18 protein-coding genes and 1 pseudogene are annotated in these 18,643 nt (G+C 70.6%); 18 read left to right on the forward strand and 1 reads right to left on the reverse strand.

The features are described from left to right. Nucleotides 1-104: 104 nt before the first annotated feature. Both ACTWPP_RS14420 and ACTWPP_RS14425 read left to right on the forward strand, forming a co-directional pair. Nucleotides 105-1,100, forward strand: a complete 996-nt coding sequence (locus ACTWPP_RS14420; RefSeq protein ID WP_443104742.1) for a hypothetical protein — start codon at nt 105-107, stop codon at nt 1,098-1,100. Between the two features lie 80 nt (nt 1,101-1,180). Continuing rightward, a complete protein-coding gene (locus ACTWPP_RS14425; RefSeq protein ID WP_443104743.1) occupies nt 1,181-1,456 on the forward strand; it encodes a hypothetical protein in 276 nt (91 codons plus the stop codon). Nucleotides 1,457-1,580: 124 nt separating this feature from the next. Here the strand turns inward: ACTWPP_RS14425 and ACTWPP_RS14430 are convergent, their stop codons facing one another. Further along, on the reverse strand, nt 1,581-1,784 hold the full coding sequence (locus ACTWPP_RS14430) for a BldC family transcriptional regulator (RefSeq protein ID WP_021593176.1): 204 nt from the start codon (nt 1,782-1,784) through the stop codon (nt 1,581-1,583). A gap of 247 nt (nt 1,785-2,031) precedes the next feature. On the opposite strand from ACTWPP_RS14430, the gene ACTWPP_RS14435 reads away from it, so the two are divergent. The 16 genes and pseudogenes from ACTWPP_RS14435 to nuoL all read left to right on the forward strand — a co-directional run bounded on the left by ACTWPP_RS14435 (nt 2,032) and on the right by nuoL (nt 18,619). Beyond that, on the forward strand, nt 2,032-3,012 hold the full coding sequence (locus ACTWPP_RS14435) for a threonine ammonia-lyase (RefSeq protein ID WP_443104744.1): 981 nt from the start codon (nt 2,032-2,034) through the stop codon (nt 3,010-3,012). Between the two features lie 44 nt (nt 3,013-3,056). Next, nucleotides 3,057-3,296, forward strand: a complete 240-nt coding sequence (locus tag ACTWPP_RS14440) for a DUF4229 domain-containing protein (RefSeq protein ID WP_443104745.1) — start codon at nt 3,057-3,059, stop codon at nt 3,294-3,296. Nucleotides 3,297-3,351: 55 nt separating this feature from the next. Continuing rightward, complete coding sequence (locus tag ACTWPP_RS14445) at nt 3,352-4,053, forward strand: demethylmenaquinone methyltransferase (RefSeq protein ID WP_443104746.1); 702 nt, start codon at nt 3,352-3,354, stop codon at nt 4,051-4,053. A gap of 137 nt (nt 4,054-4,190) precedes the next feature. Next, a complete protein-coding gene (locus ACTWPP_RS14450; protein ID WP_443104747.1) occupies nt 4,191-5,447 on the forward strand; it encodes a geranylgeranyl reductase family protein in 1,257 nt (418 codons plus the stop codon). Nucleotides 5,448-5,616: 169 nt separating this feature from the next. After that, nucleotides 5,617-5,976, forward strand: a complete 360-nt coding sequence (locus tag ACTWPP_RS14455; protein WP_443104748.1) for an NADH-quinone oxidoreductase subunit A — start codon at nt 5,617-5,619, stop codon at nt 5,974-5,976. A 114-nt stretch (nt 5,977-6,090) separates the two neighbouring features. Next, nucleotides 6,091-6,636, forward strand: coding sequence for a NuoB/complex I 20 kDa subunit family protein (locus tag ACTWPP_RS14460; RefSeq protein WP_443104749.1), 546 nt, complete (start codon nt 6,091-6,093; stop codon nt 6,634-6,636). Then, complete coding sequence (locus ACTWPP_RS14465; protein WP_443104750.1) at nt 6,636-7,415, forward strand: NADH-quinone oxidoreductase subunit C; 780 nt, start codon at nt 6,636-6,638, stop codon at nt 7,413-7,415. Before ACTWPP_RS14460 ends, ACTWPP_RS14465 begins: the two co-directional genes overlap by 1 nt. Then, nucleotides 7,412-8,758, forward strand: a complete 1,347-nt coding sequence (locus ACTWPP_RS14470) for an NADH-quinone oxidoreductase subunit D (protein ID WP_443104751.1) — start codon at nt 7,412-7,414, stop codon at nt 8,756-8,758. The genes ACTWPP_RS14465 and ACTWPP_RS14470 overlap by 4 nt, the downstream gene beginning before the upstream one ends. Nucleotides 8,759-8,849: 91 nt before the next feature. Further along, nucleotides 8,850-9,629, forward strand: coding sequence for an NADH-quinone oxidoreductase subunit NuoE (gene nuoE / locus ACTWPP_RS14475; RefSeq protein WP_443104752.1), 780 nt, complete (start codon nt 8,850-8,852; stop codon nt 9,627-9,629). Further along, nucleotides 9,626-10,924, forward strand: a complete 1,299-nt coding sequence (nuoF, locus tag ACTWPP_RS14480; RefSeq protein WP_443104753.1) for an NADH-quinone oxidoreductase subunit NuoF — start codon at nt 9,626-9,628, stop codon at nt 10,922-10,924. The genes nuoE and nuoF overlap by 4 nt, the downstream gene beginning before the upstream one ends. Further along, nucleotides 10,921-13,401: an NADH-quinone oxidoreductase subunit G gene (locus ACTWPP_RS14485; protein ID WP_443104754.1), complete on the forward strand. Its 2,481-nt coding sequence runs from the start codon at nt 10,921-10,923 to the stop codon at nt 13,399-13,401. Before nuoF ends, ACTWPP_RS14485 begins: the two co-directional genes overlap by 4 nt. Continuing rightward, nucleotides 13,398-14,729 carry an NADH-quinone oxidoreductase subunit NuoH gene (gene nuoH, locus ACTWPP_RS14490; protein WP_443104755.1) on the forward strand — a complete coding sequence of 444 codons (1,332 nt, stop codon included), beginning with the start codon at nt 13,398-13,400 and terminating at the stop codon, nt 14,727-14,729. Before ACTWPP_RS14485 ends, nuoH begins: the two co-directional genes overlap by 4 nt. Nucleotides 14,730-14,778: 49 nt before the next feature. Beyond that, a pseudogene (gene nuoI / locus ACTWPP_RS14495) lies at nt 14,779-15,243 on the forward strand (NADH-quinone oxidoreductase subunit NuoI); the annotation flags it as partial. A 191-nt stretch (nt 15,244-15,434) separates the two neighbouring features. Continuing rightward, on the forward strand, nt 15,435-16,397 hold the full coding sequence (locus ACTWPP_RS14500) for an NADH-quinone oxidoreductase subunit J (protein ID WP_443104756.1): 963 nt from the start codon (nt 15,435-15,437) through the stop codon (nt 16,395-16,397). Then, the gene (gene nuoK / locus ACTWPP_RS14505; RefSeq protein ID WP_117401203.1) at nt 16,394-16,693 is read left to right on the forward strand and encodes an NADH-quinone oxidoreductase subunit NuoK; all 300 of its coding nucleotides are present in this window, start codon (nt 16,394-16,396) and stop codon (nt 16,691-16,693) included. The genes ACTWPP_RS14500 and nuoK overlap by 4 nt, the downstream gene beginning before the upstream one ends. A 9-nt stretch (nt 16,694-16,702) precedes the next feature. Next, complete coding sequence (gene nuoL / locus ACTWPP_RS14510; RefSeq protein ID WP_443104757.1) at nt 16,703-18,619, forward strand: NADH-quinone oxidoreductase subunit L; 1,917 nt, start codon at nt 16,703-16,705, stop codon at nt 18,617-18,619. The last annotated feature ends 24 nt before the right edge of the window (nt 18,620-18,643 follow it).

The raw sequence follows: 18,643 nt of genomic DNA on the forward strand, positions 1-18,643 counted from the left end.
CAAGTCGGGTTCCGGCTTACCCTTCCTGCGGGGCCCTGTCCGTCACCGGACTCGTTGAGCGTTGCTTGTGAACCCCCCATGGGCCCCGTCGACAGAGGAGCCTGATGCGCTTCAAAGGCGTCCATCGCAAGCCCCGGGAACTGTGGAACCGGGAGTCGCTCCGTGGCGGGCAGAGCCGCAGGAACGATGCCGCGTACTCCCCGTCGCCGCCCGACTCGGGGCAGCTGCGGCCGCGCAGCAACCAGCCGCGCGACAGGTTCGGGCGGTTCCGCAAGGCCGGCCGCGACGACGACTACGCGCTCGGGCCGGGCGCGGACCGTCCGGGCGCGAACGGCGGCGTGGACGGCGGGGACGCGGTGGCCGAGCTGACCGGCCGGCCGGAGCGGCGGGGGCTCGGGCGGCGCAGGCGGCCCCGTCACGGCGACTACTCGTGGAGCGACTTCGAGCTGGAGGACGACCGGCCGCGCGTGGAGCCGTACCCGCCGGGCATGCCGCACGCCGCCGACGGCCGCCGCAACTGCGGTGCCCTGGAGGGCATCCTCTACCGGCAGTGGGACGTACGGGAGGGGCCGCCGACACCCGAGGTGATCGGCGCCGTGGACAGCCTGGCGTCGCTGCCCGAGCCGCTGAAGGAGAAGCTCGCGGGCGGGCTCGACGGCATCTACGTGGGCCCCGGCGGCGTCCCGCAGCTCGACGACATGGGGCATCTGCGCGACCGGCCGCTGCCGTCGGGCCGCGCCACCTGGGACATCTGCGCCGGAGCGTACGGCGACCGCAAGATCGTCGTGGGCGACCGGCCGTCCCCGACGCCGGACGTGATGCTGCACGAGGTCGGGCACGCGCTGGACGACATCGACGGCGACGACGGCGAGTGGACGTCCGACAGTCCCGCCTTCCGCAGGCTGTACGAGGAGTGCAGGCCGCATCTCGCGAGCGACTTCCACCGCCAGCCCGACGCGCTCGGCCGCCGCGAGTTCTTCGCGGACGCGTTCGCCGCGATCTCCTCCCGGCAGCGTCCGGCCCTCGTGGATATGCTCGCCGGCAACATCCGGACGGCCCTGGAGGTCATGCTCTTCTTCAACCGTAGATACGGGATCTAGGACACCGTGATGGCAGGCCGCGTGAGTGCAGACCGCGTGAGTACAGACCGCGCGCAGGTAGACGGCGAGGGTGATCGAGGATGTACGTGATCCGGCTCCCCGATGGCACGCTCCGGGTCCCGCACAGCGTCCTCGCCGAACCCGGCGAGGCCGGGTCCGGAGCGGGCGAGGGACGGATCATCGCCGACGCCTACGTCGAGATCGGCCCGGACGACCCCGACTACGACCGGCTTCTCCGCGAGTCGCTCACGGAGGAGGAACTGGAGGAGAGGCGGCGCCGCTGGCGGGACGAGGACGCGGACCTGCTCCGCCGGTTCGAGGAGTGGAAGGCCGGCGGCCCGGGAGACCAGGCGTAGGAGAGGAACCGGGAGTCCCGGCGTGGAGACGCGGTGGCGGGGAGTGAGACGGCCCCGGCCGCCCGGGCGAGGGATTCCCCCGAGGGACTACCACGGCGCGGCGGTCCGGGCGGCTGAGGCCAGGTCAGCGGGCCGAATGCTCGGCGACGGGCTCCTCGCCGCGCAGCAGCGCGTGCACCTCGGACTCGCGGAAGCGGCGATGGCCTCCGGGAGTGCGGATGCTGCTGATCCGGCCCGCGGCGGCCCACCGGGTGACCGTCTTCGGGTCGACCCGGAAGAGGGCGGCGACCTCCCCTGGGGTCAGCAGGCGCTCGCTCGTGCTCTCCACGTTTTCTCTCCCCCTTTGTCCCGCTCTCGGCGCGGGTGGACTGTTTAACAGTGTGGCGGGTCAAGACCGATTTCTCCCTTGTTTTCGGAAAAGATCACGGTCCGTAGTGCACCGAACAGGAGCGATCACCGTCGGTGCCCGACCCATAGGTGACGCAGATCACATTGACCCCGTTTGACCTGCCATGTCACGCCCGAAACGGGCCGCGGGCAGCCCCTGTCCGCCGCGCGAAGTAGTCTCCCAGAACATGTCCGACCTTGTATCGCTGCCGGAGATCGAGGCCGCCGCGGAACGCATCGCGGGCGTCGCCCTCCGGACACCGCTCGTCCGGTTTCCCCGCGACCCCGCGCCCGCCGCCGCAGGGGAGTCGTCGCTGCTGGTGAAGGCCGAGTCGCTGCAGCCGATCGGAGCGTTCAAGGTGCGCGGCGCGTACGCCGCCATCTCGTCCCTGACCCCCGGCGAACGCCGGCGCGGTGTGGTGACGCACTCCAGCGGCAACCACGCGCAGGCCGTCGCCTACGCGGCACGCGCCTTCGGCGTCAAGGCGGTCCTTGTCATGCCGCACACCGCCCCGGTGGTCAAGGTCGACGCGTGCATCGCGCTCGGCGCGGAGATCGTCTACGTCGAGCCCACGTCGCAGGCCCGCGCCGAGACCGCCGGCAAGCTCGCCGACGCGCACGGCTTCGCGATGATCCCGCCCTACGACGACGCCCGGATCATCGCCGGCCAGGGCACCGTCGGGATGGAGATCGTCCAGGACGGCCCCGACGTGGACGTCGTGCTCGTCCCCGTCGGCGGCGGCGGCCTGATCTCCGGCGTCTCCGCCGCCGTCAAGGCGCTGCGGCCCGAGGCCGTGGTCATCGGCGTCGAACCGGAACTCGCCGCCGACGCCCGCGACTCGATGGCCGCGGGACGTCCCGTCGCCTGGGAGGCGGAGGAGACCGGCCGCACCATCGCCGACGCGCTGCGCGTACAGCAGGTCGGCGACCTGCCCTTCGCGCACATCCGCGCCCACGTGGACGGCATGGTCACCGTCACCGAGGACGAGATCAGGGCGTCCATGCGCCGCCTCGCCCGCGAGGCCCGCCTCATCGCCGAACCCGCCGGCGCCGTCGCCACCGCCGCCTACCTCTACCGCCGCGCCGAACTCCCCGCCGGACGCACCCACGTCTCGATCCTCTCCGGCGGCAACGTCGACCCGGCCCTCCTCCTGGACGTGCTGAAGTGACCCGGCGCAGAGATCATCCGGGGTGGAGGTAGCCTCGAAGGGTCATGCGTTCCGTCATCTTCTACACCGCCGCGCGGGTCGTGATCTTTCTGGCGACCGCGGGTGTGCTGGCGTTGTTCGGGGCCCGCGGGGCCCTGCTCCTGCTGCTGGCGCTGCTGATCAGCGGCGTCGTCAGCTACGTGCTGCTGTCCGGTCAGCGTGACCGGATGTCCGCCACGGTCGTCTCCGGTGCCCGCGCCCAGCGGGAGAGATTCCAGAAGTCGGTCACCAAGGAAGACGCCTAGCGGGGCGGCCGACCCGCGATGCGCGTGCGGCGTGCGCTCCTTCTAGGGTGGGGGCATGAGCCGCGCCTCCCTTGACAAGAAGCCCGCCGACGTCGCGGCGATGTTCGACGGCACCGCCGAGCGGTACGACCTGCTCAACACGCTGATGACCGGCGGGCAGGACCGGCGGTGGCGCCGGGAGGTCGTGCGGGCGGTGGCGGCGAGGCCGGGTGAGCGGGTCCTCGACCTCGCGGCCGGGACGGGGACGTCCTCGGTGCCGTTCGCCGAGGCGGGCGCCGAGACCGTGGCGTGCGACTTCTCGCTCGGCATGCTGCGGGTCGGGGTGCGGCGGCAAGCGAATGTGCGGCGGCTGAGCTTCGTCGCGGGGGACGCGCTGCGGCTGCCGTTCGCGGACGGGTCGTTCGACGCCGTCACGATCTCGTTCGGGCTCCGCAACGTCGCCGACACGGGGCTGGCGCTGCGCGAGCTGCGGCGGGTCGCCAGGCCCGGCGGGCGGCTGCTGGTCTGCGAGGTGAGCCACCCCACGAACGGGCTGCTGGCGTTCGGGCACAAGGCGCACCTGCGGTACGGGCTGCCGCTGCTGGCGCGGGTCAGCTCCAACCCCGACTCCTACCGTTACCTCGCCGAGTCGACGCTCGCCTGGCCGGATCAGGCGGCGCTGGCGCGGCTGCTCCAGGACGCGGGCTGGGACGGTGTGCGCTGGCGCGACCTCACGTTCGGGGTGGCCGCGCTGCACCACGCCGTCAACCCGGGATGACCCGCGGGCGGCTGGTGGACGGGACCGATCCAAACCCGGACCGGCCCAGAAGTACGCACCAGTCGTGATAAAGGAATAGACTCCCCATCGGATCCTTGTGAAGTACTTCACAAGCGAACGAGCTGAAGAGGAACGCCGTGACCGACTCCGCCCGACACGCAGATGTCATCGTCGTCGGGGCAGGCCCCGCCGGATCGTCGACCGCCTACTGGCTGGCGCAGGCCGGCCTTGAGGTGTTCCTGCTGGAGAAGACCACTTTCCCGCGCGACAAGATCTGCGGCGACGGCCTCACTCCGCGCGCCGTCCGCGCCCTCATCGGGATGGGCGTCGACGTCAACGACCCGGGCTGGGGACGCAACAAGGGGCTGCGCATCTACGGCGGCGGGGTCAAGGTGGAGCTGCCGTGGCCGGAGCTCGCGAGCTTCCCCGACTTCGGGCTCGTCCGCAAGCGCACCGACTTCGACCAGCTCCTCGCCGAGCACGCCGCGAAGGCCGGCGCCCGGCTGCTGCAGGGCTGCACGGTGACCGGCCCGATCCTGGACGAGCGCACCGACCGCATCACCGGCGTCACCGCCGACCACGACGGGGAGGAGGTCGAGTTCCACGCGCCGCTGGTCGTCGCGGCCGACGGCAACTCGACCCGGCTGTCGCTCGCCATGGGCCTGCGGCGGCGCGAGGACCGCCCGATGGGCGTCGCGGTCCGCCGCTACTACCAGACCCCGCGCCACGACGACGAGTACATGGAGGCGTGGCTGGAACTGTGGGACGGCGAGCGTCTCCTGCCCGGCTACGGCTGGGTCTTCGGCGTCGGGGACGGCACGTCCAACGTCGGGCTCGGCCTCCTCAACACCAGCAAGGCGTTCCAGAGCGTCGACTACCGCGGCATGCTGAAGCGCTGGACCGCGCAGATGCCGGAGGACTGGCAGTTCGACGAGGACCACGCGACCTCGAAGATCCGCGGCGCGGCCCTGCCGATGGGCTTCAACCGGCAGCCGCACTACACCCGCGGGATGCTGCTGGTCGGCGACGCCGGCGGCATGATCAACCCGTTCAACGGCGAGGGCATCGACTACGCGCTGGAGTCCGGCCGGCTGGCCGCCGACATCATGGTGCAGGCGCTCGCCCGCCGCACCCCCGCGCAGCGGGAGCGGACGCTGTACGAGTACCCGCGCATCCTGAAGGACGACCACGGCGGCTACTTCACCCTGGCCCGGCTGTTCGTCCAGGCCATCGGCGATCCGCGCATCATGAAGTTCCTCACCGCGCACGGGCTGCCCCACCCCACGCTGATGCGGTTCACGCTCAAGCTCCTCGCGAACCTGACCGACCCCAAGGGCGGGGACGCGATGGACCGCGTCATCAACGCGATGCAGAAGGTGGCGCCGGCGGCATGAGCGGTGGTGTGAGCGAGCGCGTGGAATTCAAGCTTCCGCAGGTGAGCGGACTAAAGTGCATGACCCGACCCCCTGAGGGGAGCGCTATTGATCACCTTGGCTAGGGTGGCGGCCCGCGGCGGGCCCGTCCCGTACAACGTCGTACGTTCCGAGGAGAGGCCGTAGAGGCATGGATCTCTATATTCCGCTCATCGTGCTGGGGGTGCTCGCCTTCGGCTTCGCCGCCTTCTCCGTGGTGATGGCCTCGCTCACGGGGCCGAAGCGGTGGAACCGCGCGCGGCTCGACGCCTACGAGTGCGGCATCGAGCCGACCCCGCAGCCGGTGGGCGGCGGGCGTTTTCCGATCAAGTACTACCTGACGGCGATGCTGTTCATCGTGTTCGACATTGAGATCATCTTCCTTTTCCCGTGGGCGGTCGCGTTCGACCGGATGGGGCTGTTCGCGCTTGTCGAGATGGTTCTCTTCATCGCCGCCGTTCTCGTGGCGTACGCCTACGTCTGGCGGCGCGGCGGTCTGGAGTGGGATTAATGAGCGACGTGATGGCGCGGGGCGCGGGAACGCGCGGTGCGCCCCGGACCGAAGAGCTTGCGACGAGGGAGGCGCGCACCGTGAGGCGCGCCGGAGCGAAGCGGGGGCAGAGCCATGGGTCTTGAGGAGAAACTTCCCAGCGGCTTCCTGCTGACCACGGTCGAGCAGGTCGCCGGGTGGGCGCGCAAGAGCTCGGTGTGGCCGGCGACGTTCGGCCTGGCCTGCTGCGCGATCGAGATGATGGCGACCGGCGACCCGCGGCACGACTTTTCCCGGTGGGGCATGGAACGCGCCTCCGCGACGCCGCGGCAGGCCGACCTGATGATCGTCGCGGGCCGGGTGAGCCAGAAGATGGCCCCGGTGCTGCGGCAGATCTACGACCAGATGACCGAGCCGAAGTGGGTCATCGCGATGGGCGTGTGCGCCTCGTCCGGCGGCATGTTCAACAACTACGCGATCGTGCAGGGCGTCGACCACATCGTCCCGGTGGACGTCTACCTGCCCGGCTGCCCGCCACGTCCGGAGATGCTGCTGGACTCGATCGTCAAGCTGCACGACCAGATCCAGAACACCAAGCTCGGGCCGCAGCGCCAGAAGCAGATCGCCGAGCTGGAAGAGGCCAAGCGCCGCCGGCTGCCGCTGCTCGGACAGGGGGCCTGATGAGTTCCGAACACCCCGAGCAGAAGGCCGAGCAGAGCGCCGACCAGCTGCCCGCGCACACCGAGGAGGAGCGCCGGGAGCAGCCGGTCGTCCGCAAGGGCATGTTCGGCGCCAAGACGACCGGCGACACCTCCGGCTACGGCGGGCTGGTCGTCCGGCAGAGCCCGAAGGTGTCGGCGACGCGCCCGTACGGCGGGCCCGGCGGCGCCGCCGAGCCCGGCGAGTTCGACGCGATCGCCGACGAGCTGGAAAGAGCCCTCCGGGGCCCGGGATCGTCCCCGGAGAAGGCGGGGCCGGACTTCGGCGACGCGATCGAGCGGATCGTCGTCGACCGCGGCGAGCTGACGTTCTTCGTCAAGCGCGAGCACCTGCGCGAGGTCGCGCGGACCATGCGGGACGACCCGGCCCTGCGCTTCGAGCTGTGCTCGGGCGTGTCGGGCGTCCACTACCCGAAGGACGAGGGCGCGGAGCTGCACTCCGTCGCGCACCTGCTGTCGATCACGCACAACCGGCGCGTCCGGCTGGAGGCGACCTGCCCGGACGCCGACCCGCACGTCCCGTCGCTGGTGCCGGTCTACCCGACGAGCGACTGGCACGAGCGCGAGACCTACGACTTCTTCGGAATCGTCTACGACGGCCACCCCGCGCTCACGCGCATCGAGATGCCCGACGACTGGGTCGGCCATCCGCAGCGCAAGGACTACCCTCTCGGCGGCATCCCCGTCGAGTACCGCGGAGCGGAGATCCCGCCGCCCGACGAGCGGAGGTCTTACGTATGAGTTCCACGAAGTACACCGAGTACGACGCCTACGCCGCGGAGGAAGCGGCCGAAGGCAAGGTCTTCGACGTCGGCGGGCAGGACTGGGACCAGGTCGTCGCGGGCGCCGAGGACGCCGGCGACGAGCGGCTCGTCATCAACATGGGCCCGCAGCACCCGTCCACGCACGGCGTGCTCCGGCTGATCCTCACGCTCGACGGTGAGACGGTGACCGAGGCCCGGGTGAACATCGGGTACCTGCACACCGGCATCGAGAAGAACATGGAGTTCCGCACCTGGACGCAGGGCACCACGTTCTGCACCCGGATGGACTACCTGGCGCCGCTCTTCAACGAGGCGGCGTACTGCCTGAGCGTGGAGAGGCTGCTCGGCATCACCGACCAGGTGCCGGAGCGGGCGCAGATCATCCGCGTGATGATGATGGAGCTGAACCGGATCTCCTCGCATCTGGTGGCGATCGCGACGTTCGGCCTCGAACTCGGCGCGACCACCGTGATGCTCAACGGGTTCATCGAGCGCGAGTACACCCTCGACCTGTTCGAGGAGATCACCGGGCTGCGCATGAACCACGCCTACATCCGCCCCGGCGGAGTGGCGCAGGACCTGCCGAGCGGCGCGACCAGCAAGATCCGCGACTATCTCGGCCGGATGCCGAAGCGGATCCAGGCGCTGCGCAAGCTCCTGGACGCGAACCCGGTCTTCCTGGCGCGGACGAAGGACGTCGCGTACCTGGACCTGACCGGCTGCATGGCGCTGGGCATCACCGGCCCGGTGCTGCGCGCGACCGGGCTGCCGTGGGACCTGCGCAAGTCGCAGCCGTACTGCGGCTACGAGAACTACGATTTCGAGGTCGCGACGCAGGATACCTCCGACGTGTACGGGCGCTACCTCGTCCGGATGGACGAGATGGAGCAGTCGCTGAAGATCGTCGAGCAGTGCCTGGAGAGGCTGCAGACCGCCAAGGGCCCCGTGATGATCGAGGACAAGAAGATCGGCTGGCCGGCGCAGCTGGCGATGGGCGCCGACGGCCTGGGCAACTCGCCCCGGCACATCGCACACATCATGGGCACCTCGATGGAGGCGCTCATCCACCATTTCAAGCTGGTGACCGAGGGCTTCCGGGTACCGGCCGGGCAGGCGTACGTGCCGATCGAGTCGCCGCGCGGCGAACTGGCCGCGCACGTGGTCAGCGACGGCGGCACCCGCCCGTTCCGCGCCCACTTCCGCGACCCGTCCTTCGTCAACCTGCAGGCCGTGCCGGCGATGTCGGAGGGCGGCATGATCGCCGACATCATCGCGGCGGTGGCCAGCCTCGACCCGGTCATGGGAGGTGTGGACCGATGAGCATTGCGCATGGTCCGGCAGGCGGCATGATCGCACCTGCCCACATTGCCGCGGTGGCCGGCCTCGACCCGGTCATGGGAGGTGTGGACCGATGACGTACGAGCCGGAGGTTCGTGAACGGCTGGAACGCGACGCCAAGCAGATCATCGGGCGTTATCCGCGGCCGCGGTCGGCGCTGCTGCCGATGCTGCACCTGGTGCAGTCGGTGGAGGGGCACGTCACGCAGGACGGCATCGAGTTCTGCGCGGAGCAGCTCGGGATCACGCCGGCGCAGGTGACGGGCGTCGTGACGTTCTACACGCAGTACAAGCAGGAGCCGGTCGGGGAGTACCACGTCGGCGTGTGCATCAACACGCTGTGCGCGATCATGGGCGGCGACCAGATCTGGGACGAGCTGAGCGAGCACGCCGGGGTCGGCCACGACGAGGCCACCCCGGACGGCAGGGTCAGCCTTGAGCGGATCGAGTGCAACGCGGCCTGCGACTTCGCGCCGGTGATGATGGTCAACTGGGAGTTCTTCGACAACATGACTCCCGAGAAGGCCAAGAAGCTCGTCGACGACCTGCGGTCGGGCGAGCGGGTCCTGCCCTCGCGCGGCGCGGAGCACCTGGCCACGTGGAAGGAGGCGTCCCGGGTCCTCGCGGGGTTCCCCGACGGGCGCGCCGGTGAGGGCGTCCAGGCGGGGCCGGAGTCGCTGCGCGGCCTCAAGCTCGCGCAGGAGCGCGGCTGGGCGGCGCCCCGGGCGGACGCCGACCGGGAGCGGCCGGACGAGCCGGTGAAGCCGGAACAGATCGCCGAACCGCCGCACGAGCCGGGCAAGCCGGTCCCGGGCGAGGCGAAGCCCGGCAGCCAGGAGGGACGGAACAAGTGACCACGCTGACCCCGATCCTCACCGGGAACTGGGACCAGGCCGATTCGTTCACCCGCGAGGGCTACGAGCGCGAGGGCGGCTACAAGGCGCTGCGCAAGGCGTTCGGCATGGAGCCGGACGACATCGTCCAGGCGGTCAAGGACTCCGGTCTCCGCGGCCGCGGAGGCGCGGGCTTCCCCACCGGCATGAAGTGGGGGTTCCTGCCGCCGAGCAGCCCGAACCCGCGCTACCTGGTGGTCAACGCCGACGAGTCCGAGCCGGGCACGTGCAAGGACATCCCGCTGATGATGGCCAACCCGCACGTGCTGGTCGAGGGCGTCATCATCAGCTCGTTCGCGATCAAGTCGAACCTCGCGTTCATCTACGTGCGCGGCGAGGTGCTGCACGTGATCCGCCGGCTGCACCAGGCGGTGGCGGAGGCGTACGAGGCCGGCTACCTCGGCAAGGACATCCTCGGGTCCGGTCACGACCTGGACGTCGTCGTCCACAGCGGCGCCGGGGCCTACATCTGCGGCGAGGAGACGGCGCTGCTGGACTCCCTGGAGGGGTTCCGCGGCCAGCCCAGGCTGAAGCCCCCCTTCCCGGCCGTCGCGGGCCTGTACGGCGGGCCCACCGTCATCAACAACGTCGAGTCGATCGCGTCGGTTCCCTCGATCATCGGTAACGGACCGGACTGGTTCGCCGCGATGGGCACCGAGAAGTCCCAGGGTTTCGGGATCTTCTCGCTGTCCGGGCACGTCACGAGGCCCGGGCAGTACGAGGCGCCGCTCGGGATCACGCTGCGGGAACTGCTCGACATGGCGGGCGGTGTCCGCGAGGGGCACCGGCTGAAGTTCTGGACGCCCGGCGGGTCGTCCACGCCGATCTTCACCGACGAGCATCTGGACGTGCCGCTGGACTTCGAGTCCGTCGGCGCCGCCGGGTCGATGCTCGGCACCCGCGCGCTGCAGATCTTCGACGAGACGACCTGCGTCGTCCGGGCGGTGCTGCGCTGGTCGGAGTTCTACGCGCACGAGTCGTGCGGCAAGTGCACGCCGTGCCGTGAGGGCACCTACTGGTACAAGCTGATGATCAAGCGGCTGGAGGCCGGGCAGGGCACCGAGGAGGACCTGGAGACCTTGCTGGACATCTCCGACAACATCCTCGGCCGCGCGTTCTGCGCCCTCGGCGACGGCGCCACCAGCCCGGTGGTGTCGTCCATCAAGCTGTTCCGGGACGAGTACCTCCAGCACTTCGAGCAGGGCGGCTGCCCGTTCGACCCGGCCAAGTCCACCCTCTGGGGAGGTGCCAAGTGACCGTCACCGACGACAAGTCGGCGGTGGAGAAGGTGGAGATGGTGTCCTGCACCATCGACGGCTTCGAGATCGAGGTGCCGAAGGGCACGCTGATCATCCGGGCCGCCGAGCTGCTCGGCATCCAGATCCCGCGGTTCTGCGAGCATCCGCTGCTCGAACCGGTCGGGGCGTGCCGGCAGTGCCTGGTGGAGATCCCCGACGCCGGCAACGGCCGCGGGATGCCGAAGCCGCAGGCGTCCTGCACCACCCCCGTGATGCCGGGCATGGTCGTCAAGACCCAGCTCACCTCGCCGGTGGCCGACAAGGCCCAGCACGGCATCATGGAGTTCCTGCTCATCAACCACCCGCTGGACTGCCCCGTCTGCGACAAGGGCGGCGAGTGCCCCCTGCAGAACCAGGCGATGTCCCACGGGCGCGGCGAGACGCGGTTCGTGGAGACCAAGCGGACGTGGCCGAAGCCGATCCCGCTGTCCAGCCAGGTGCTGCTGGACCGGGAACGCTGCATCCAGTGCACCCGCTGCACCCGGTTCTCCGAGCAGATCGCCGGCGACGCGTTCATCGACCTGTTCGAGCGCGGCGCGAAGGAAGAGGTCGGGATCGCCGAGGACCGGCCGTTCCAGTCCTACTTCTCCGGCAACACCGTGCAGATCTGCCCGGTGGGAGCGCTCACCGGCACCGCGTACCGGTTCCGCTCCCGCCCGTTCGACCTGGTGTCGTCGCCGAGCGTCTGCGAGCACTGCGCGTCCGGCTGCTCGATCCGGACCGACCACCGGCGCGGCAAGGTGACGCGGCGGCTGGCCGGGGACGACCCGCAGGTCAACGAGGAGTGGAACTGCGACAAGGGCCGCTGGGCGTTCACCTACGGGACGCAGCCGGAGCGGCTCACGCACCCGCTCGTCCGTAACGACGACGGCGAGCTGGAGCCGGCGTCGTGGCCGGAGGCGCTCACCCTCGCGGCGGAGGGCCTCGCGGCCGCGCGCGGTTCCGCCGGCGTGCTGACCGGCGGGCGCGTCACCCTTGAGGACGCCTACGCCTACGCCAAGTTCGCCCGGATCGCGCTCGGCACCAACGACGTCGACTTCCGGGCCCGGCCGCTGTCGGACGAGGAGACGCGGTTCCTCGCCTCGTCGGTCGCGGGACGCTCGATCGAGGTGTCCTACGCCGATCTGGAGAAGGCGCCCGCGGTCGTCCTCGCCGGTTTCGAGCCGGAGGAGGAGTCCCCGATCGTGTTCCTGCGGCTCCGCAAGGCGTTCCTCAAGAACACGCTGAAGGTGTACGCCGTCGCGCCGTTCGGGACCCGCGGGCTGGAGAAGGTCGGCGGCACGCTGCTGCCGACGCCGCCCGGCGCGGAGGCCGAGACGCTCGGGTCGCTGATCGGCGACGACGACCGCTCCGACATCCGGACGGTGCTGGAGACGCCCGGCGCGGTGATCCTGGTGGGCGAGCGGCTCGCCGGCAGCCCCGGCGCGCTGACGGCGGCGGTCCGGCTGGCGCAGGTGACCGGAGCCCGGCTGGCGTGGGTGCCGCGCCGGGCCGGGGAGCGCGGCGCGATCGAGGCCGGGGCGCTGCCCGGGCTGCTGCCGATCGGCCGCCCGGTGACGGACCCGGCGGCGCGGGCCGAGGTCGCCCGCGTCTGGGGCGTCGCCGAACTGCCGGCCGGCCCGGGCGAGGACACGGCCGGGATCATCGCGGCGGCGGCCGAGGGGCGGCGCGGGGCGCTGCTCGTCGGCGGCGTCGACCCCTACGACCTGCCCGACCCGGACGCGATGCTGCGGGCGCTGGACGCCACCCCGTTCGTGGTGAGCCTGGAGCAGCGGCCGAGCGCCGTCACCGACCGCGCCGACATCGTCCTGCCCGTCGCGGCCGTCGCGGAGAAGTCCGGCACGTTCGTCGACTGGGAGGGCCGCGGCCGCCCGTTCGACGTCGTGCTCAGGTCGTCCGGGCGGATGTCCGACCTGCGGGCGCTGGACGCCCTCGCCGACGAGATGGACGTCCACCTCGGGCTGCCCGGCCCGGAGGCGGCGCGCCGCGAGCTGACCGAACTCGGCGCCTACCGCGGTGAGCGCCCGGACGCGCCGGACGTGGCGCAGGAGCTGCCGCCGCACCCGGGGCAGGGTGAGGCGCTGCTGGCGACGTGGCGGCTGCTGCTGGACCGCGGCCGCCTGCAGGACGGCGAGCCGTTCCTCGCGGGCACCGCCAAGCCCGCGGTCGCCCGGCTGTCGCCCGCGACGGCCGCGGAGATCGGCGCGACCGGCGCGGTGACGGTGTCGGCGGCGCGCGGCGAGGTCACGCTCCCGCTGGAGGTGACCGCCGACCTGCCCGACCGGGTGGTGTGGCTGCCGACCAACTCGGCCGGTTGCGCGCTGTACCGGGACCTGGGCGCGGCCGCGGGCGGCGTCGTCAAGATCGCGAGCGGGGTGCTCGCGGCCGCGACGACCCCGCCGCCTTCTGACGAGAACGCTGGAGGCACCGAATGAGCCCGCTCTCGGCGGCGCAGGCCGCGGATCCGACGCTGCAGGACTTCGGCTCGGACCCGTGGTGGCTGATCGGCGGCAAGGTCGTCGCCATCTTCGTGTTCCTCGTCGTGACCGTGCTGATGACGATGTGGATGGAGCGGCGCGTCATCGGCCGGATGCAGCTGCGCGTCGGCCCGAACCGCGCGGGCCCGTTCGGCCTGCTGCAGGGCCTCGCCGACGGCGTCAAGCTCGCGCTGAAGGAGGACATCGTCCCCCGCCAGGTCGACAAGGTCGTGTTCGTCCTTGCGCCGATCATGGCGGCGGTGCCGGCGTTCATCTCGTTCGCCATCATCCCGTTCGGGCCGACGGTGTCGATCTTCGGGCATGAGACGCCGCTGCAGGGCACCGACCTGCCGGTCGCGGTGCTGCTGGTGCTGGCGATGGCGTCGATGGGCGTGTACGGGATCGTGCTGGCCGGCTGGTCGTCGATGTCGCCGTACTCGCTGCTCGGCGGGCTCCGCTCGTCCGCGCAGGTGATCTCCTACGAGATCGCGATGGCGCTGTCGTTCGTCGCGGTGTTCATGTTCGCCGGCTCGATGTCCACCTCGGAGATCGTCGCCGCGCAGCAGGACACGTGGTTCGTGATCCTGCTGGCGCCCTCCTTCATCGTGTACGTGATCACGATGATGGGGGAGTCGAACCGCATCCCGTTCGACCTGCCCGAGGGCGAGGGCGAGCTGGTCGGCGGCTTCCACACCGAGTACTCGTCGCTGAAGTTCGCGATGTTCTTCCTCGCGGAGTACATCAACCTCGCGACGCTGTCGGCGCTCGCCACCACGCTGTTCCTCGGCGGCTGGCGCGCTCCCGCGCCGATCTCCACGGTGTGGGCGGGCGCCAACTCCGGCTGGTGGCCGGTGCTGTGGTTCATGGCCAAGGTGCTCATGTTCATCTTCTTCTTCGTCTGGCTGCGCGGCACGCTGCCGCGTGTCCGCTACGACCAGCTGATGAAGCTCGGCTGGAAGGTGCTGATGCCCTTCTCGCTCGGCTGGATCATCCTGGTCGGCACCATCCGCGCGCTGCGCAACGACGGCTACGACATGCGGCAGATCGTGATCGTCGCCGCGGTCGCCGCCGCGGTGGTGCTGGTGGCCACGGTGCTCTGGGAGATGGTCCGGGGCGGCGAGGACGAGAAGGAGATCGTGCCGGTTGCGGGCGCGGACGAAAGGCCCGACCCGGCCGCCGGCGGGTTCCCGGTGCCGCCGATGGACGCGCCCCACTACCGCGGCGGCCCGGCCGGGGCTTCCACGTTGAAAACCCCTCCTGAGGAGGTCACCAGTGGGACTCACTGATTTCCTGAACCCGGTGAAGGGGTTCGGGGTCTCGTTCCACCAGATTTTCATGAAGAGCGAGACCGTTCAGTACCCCGAGGTGAAGAAGCCGACCGCCCCGCGCTTCCACGGGCGGCACCAGCTCAACCGGTGGCCGGACGGTCTGGAGAAGTGCATCGGCTGCGAGCTGTGCGCCTGGGCGTGTCCCGCCGACGCGATCTTCGTCGAGGGAGCCGACAACACCGCCGACGAGCGCTATTCGCCCGGCGAGCGGTACGGCCGCATCTACCAGATCAACTATCTGCGCTGCATCCTGTGCGGGCTGTGCATCGAGGCGTGCCCGACGCGGGCGCTCACGATGACCAACGAGTACGAGCTCGCCGACGACAGCCGCGAGAGCCTGATCTACACCAAGGAGATGCTGCTGGCGCCGCTGCGCGAGGGCATGGAGACGCCGCCGCACGAGATGCGGCTGGGCGACACCGAGGAGGACTACTACCGCCTCGGCCTCCAGCCCGAGGAGGCGGCACCGGCCGCCCCGTCCGAGGGCGGACGGGCCCCGGCGCCCCCCGGATCGCCTTCGGCTCCGACCATTCCCTCCGAGGACGGCGGGCGGGCGAGCCTCGACCAGGCCGTCGCGAAGGAAAGGGCCGCCAAGGACGAGAAGGCCGCCAAGGGCGAGAAGGCGGGCAAGCGCGAGAAGTCCCGTAAGCGGGGTGAGGGCAAGTGAACGCGTCCATCTCGGGTGCGCACGTCCTCGCCGCCGAGGTCGCCGACAAGCAGTCCGGTGAGCCGTTCTTCTTCTGGCTGCTGGCCGTCGTGTCGGTCGGCGCCGCCGTCGGCATGATCTTCATGCGGAAGGCGGTGCACTCGGCGCTGCTGCTGGCGACCGTGATGCTCTCCCTCGCCGCGCTGTACGCGATCCAGAACGCCCCGTTCCTGGCGTTCGTCCAGGTGATCGTCTACACCGGCGCGGTGCTGATGCTGTTCCTGTTCGTGATGATGCTGGTCGGGGTGAGCTCCACCGACTCGCTCGTCGAGACGATCCGGGGCCAGCGCTTCTGGGCGCTGATCGCCACGATCGGGTTCATCGCCCTGCTGAGCGCCGGTCTCGCGAACGCGGCGCTCGGCGGCTCGGCGGGCCTGAACCAGGCCAACGCCGAAGGCAACGTCATCGGCCTGGCCCGGCTGCTGTTCTCCAAGTACGTGTTCGCGTTCGAGGCGACCAGCGCCCTGCTGATCACCGCGGCGCTGGGCGCGATGGTGCTGGCGCACCGGGAACGCACCGAGCCGAAGCCGACGCAGAAGGACCTGTCCAAGGGACGGTTCCTGTCCGGCGACCACCCCGGCCCGCTGCCGGGCCCCGGCACCTACGCCCGGCACAACGCCGTCGACATGCCGGCGCTGCTGCCCGACGGGACGCCGTCGGAGCTGTCGGTCAACCCGATCATCGCCGCCCGCGTCGACACGTCGGAGCGGCACGTCGACCTGCACGGCGCGACCCCGGAAGAGGCGATCGAGCGGAACGTCCGGGACGTCAAGGCCGTCACCGACGAAGCCGAGGACGCGGACGCCGAGTCGCGCGTCGTCAAGTCCGGGACGCAGGTCACCGGCGGCGCCGGCGATGCCGGTGGCGGTACCGGCGGCCGGGCGGGCGGCAACGAACGTGAAGGCGAGGCTGGTCAATGAGTCCGGGGCACTACCTGGCGCTCTCGGCGATCCTGTTCACCATCGGGGCTCTCGGCGTGCTGGTGCGCCGCAACGCGATCGTGGTGTTCATGTGCGTCGAACTGATGCTGAACGCGACGAACCTGGCGTTCGTCTCGTTCTCCCGCATGCACGGCAACCTGGACGGTCAGATCATCGCCTTCTTCGTGATGGTGGTGGCCGCCGCGGAGGTCGTGGTGGGCCTGGCGATCATCATGACCGTCTTCCGGACCCGCAGGTCCTCGTCGGTGGACGACGTGAACCTGCTGAAGTACTGAGAGGCTGGGATGAAAGCGGAAGGCATCCAGGCCGCGTCCTGGCTCCTCGTCGCGCTCCCGCTCGCGGGCGCCGCGATCCTCCTGATCGGGGGGAAGCGCACCGACCGGTGGGGGCATCTGCTCGGCGTCACCATGCCGGTCGCGTCGTTCGCGCTCGGCGCGGCCATGTTCGTCCAGATGCTCGGATACGGCGCCGAGGAGCGGCGCCGCAGCCTGCATCTGTGGGACTTCATCGACGTCGGCACGTTCAAGGTCGGCATGGACCTGCTGGTGGACCCCTTGTCCATCAGCTTCGTGCTGCTGATCACCGGGGTGGGCTCGCTCATCCACATCTACTCCGTCGGCTACATGGCCGACGACCCCGAGCGGCGCAAGTTCTTCGCCTACCTGAACCTGTTCGTCGCGGCGATGCTGCTGCTGGTGCTCGGTGACAACTTCCTGATCATGTTCCTCGGCTGGGAGGGCGTGGGCCTCGCCTCCTACCTGCTGATCGGGTTCTGGCAGCACAAGCCGACCGCCGCGACCGCGGCGAAGAAGGCGTTCGTCGTCAACCGCGTCGGCGACATGGGGCTGATCATCGCGATCGCGCTGATCTTCGCCACGTTCGGCACCATCGACTACGAGCCGGTCCTCGGCACCGGCGCCGAGCATGTCGGCATGGCGTCCCAGCTGGGCACCGGCACCGCCACCGCGATCGGGCTGCTGCTCCTGCTGGGCGCGTGCGGCAAGTCGGCGCAGCTGCCGCTGCAGTCCTGGTTGCTGGACGCGATGGAGGGCCCGACCCCCGTGTCGGCCCTCATCCACGCGGCGACGATGGTGACCGCCGGCGTGTACCTGATCGTCCGGGCCGGGCCGATCTTCGAGATGTCCGACACCGCGCAGCTGGTGGTGACGATCGTCGGCGCGGCCACGCTGCTCTTCGGTGCGATCATCGGGTGCGCCAAGGACGACATCAAGAAGGCGCTCGCCGGTTCGACGATGTCGCAGATCGGCTACATGACGCTGGCCGCCGGGCTCGGCAAGGCCGGCTACGTCTTCGCCATCGCGCACCTCATCGCGCACGGCTTCTTCAAGGCCGGGCTGTTCCTCGGCGCCGGCTCCGTCATGCACGGCATGAAGGACGACGTGAACATGCGCCACTACGGCGCGCTCCGCTCGATGATGGTCATCACCTACGCCACGTTCGGTCTCGGCTACCTCGCGATCATCGGGTTCCCCGGGCTGTCCGGCTGGTTCACCAAGGACGGCATCATCGAGGCGGCGTTCAACGAGGGCGGCACGCACGGGACGATCCTCGGCGCGTGCGCGCTGCTCGGCGCCGGCATCACCGCGTACTACATGTCGCGCGTGATGTTCATGACGTTCTTCGGTGAGAAGCGCTGGGCGGACGACGTCCACCCGCACGAGTCGCCCAAGGTCATGACGGTGCCGCTGCTCCTGCTGGCGGTCGGCTCGGTCGCCGCCGGCGGGTTCCTCATCCTCGGCGGGTTCGGCCACTTCCTGGAGCCGGTCGTCGGGGCGCCCGAGCACGAGCACGAGTTCGCCTGGATCACCGCACCCGGCATCGCGACCGTCGTGCTGATGATCATCGGGGCGGCCATCGCCTGGCGGCAGTACGGCAGCCGGAAGGTGCCGCGCGAGGCGCCCAAGGGCTCGTTCGCCACCGTCGCCGCCCGCAAGGACCTCTACGGCGACGCGCTCAACGAGTCGCTGCTGATGCGTCCCGGCCAGTGGCTGACCCGGCTCGCGGTCTGGTTCGACGGACGCGGCGTCGACGGCGCCGTGAACGGCACGGCCGCCGGCATCGGCGGCACCTCGGGCCGGCTCCGCCGCGTCCAGACCGGCTTCGCCCGTTCCTACGCACTCTCGATGACCTTCGGCGCTGCGCTAGTAGTGGCCGCTCTGCTGGTGGTGAACGTTTCGTGAACGCACTCTCGATACCGTGTCCGA

Source organism: Actinomadura sp. 3N407, assembly GCF_052245875.1.
Classification (GTDB): Bacteria; Actinomycetota; Actinomycetes; order Streptosporangiales; family Streptosporangiaceae; genus Spirillospora.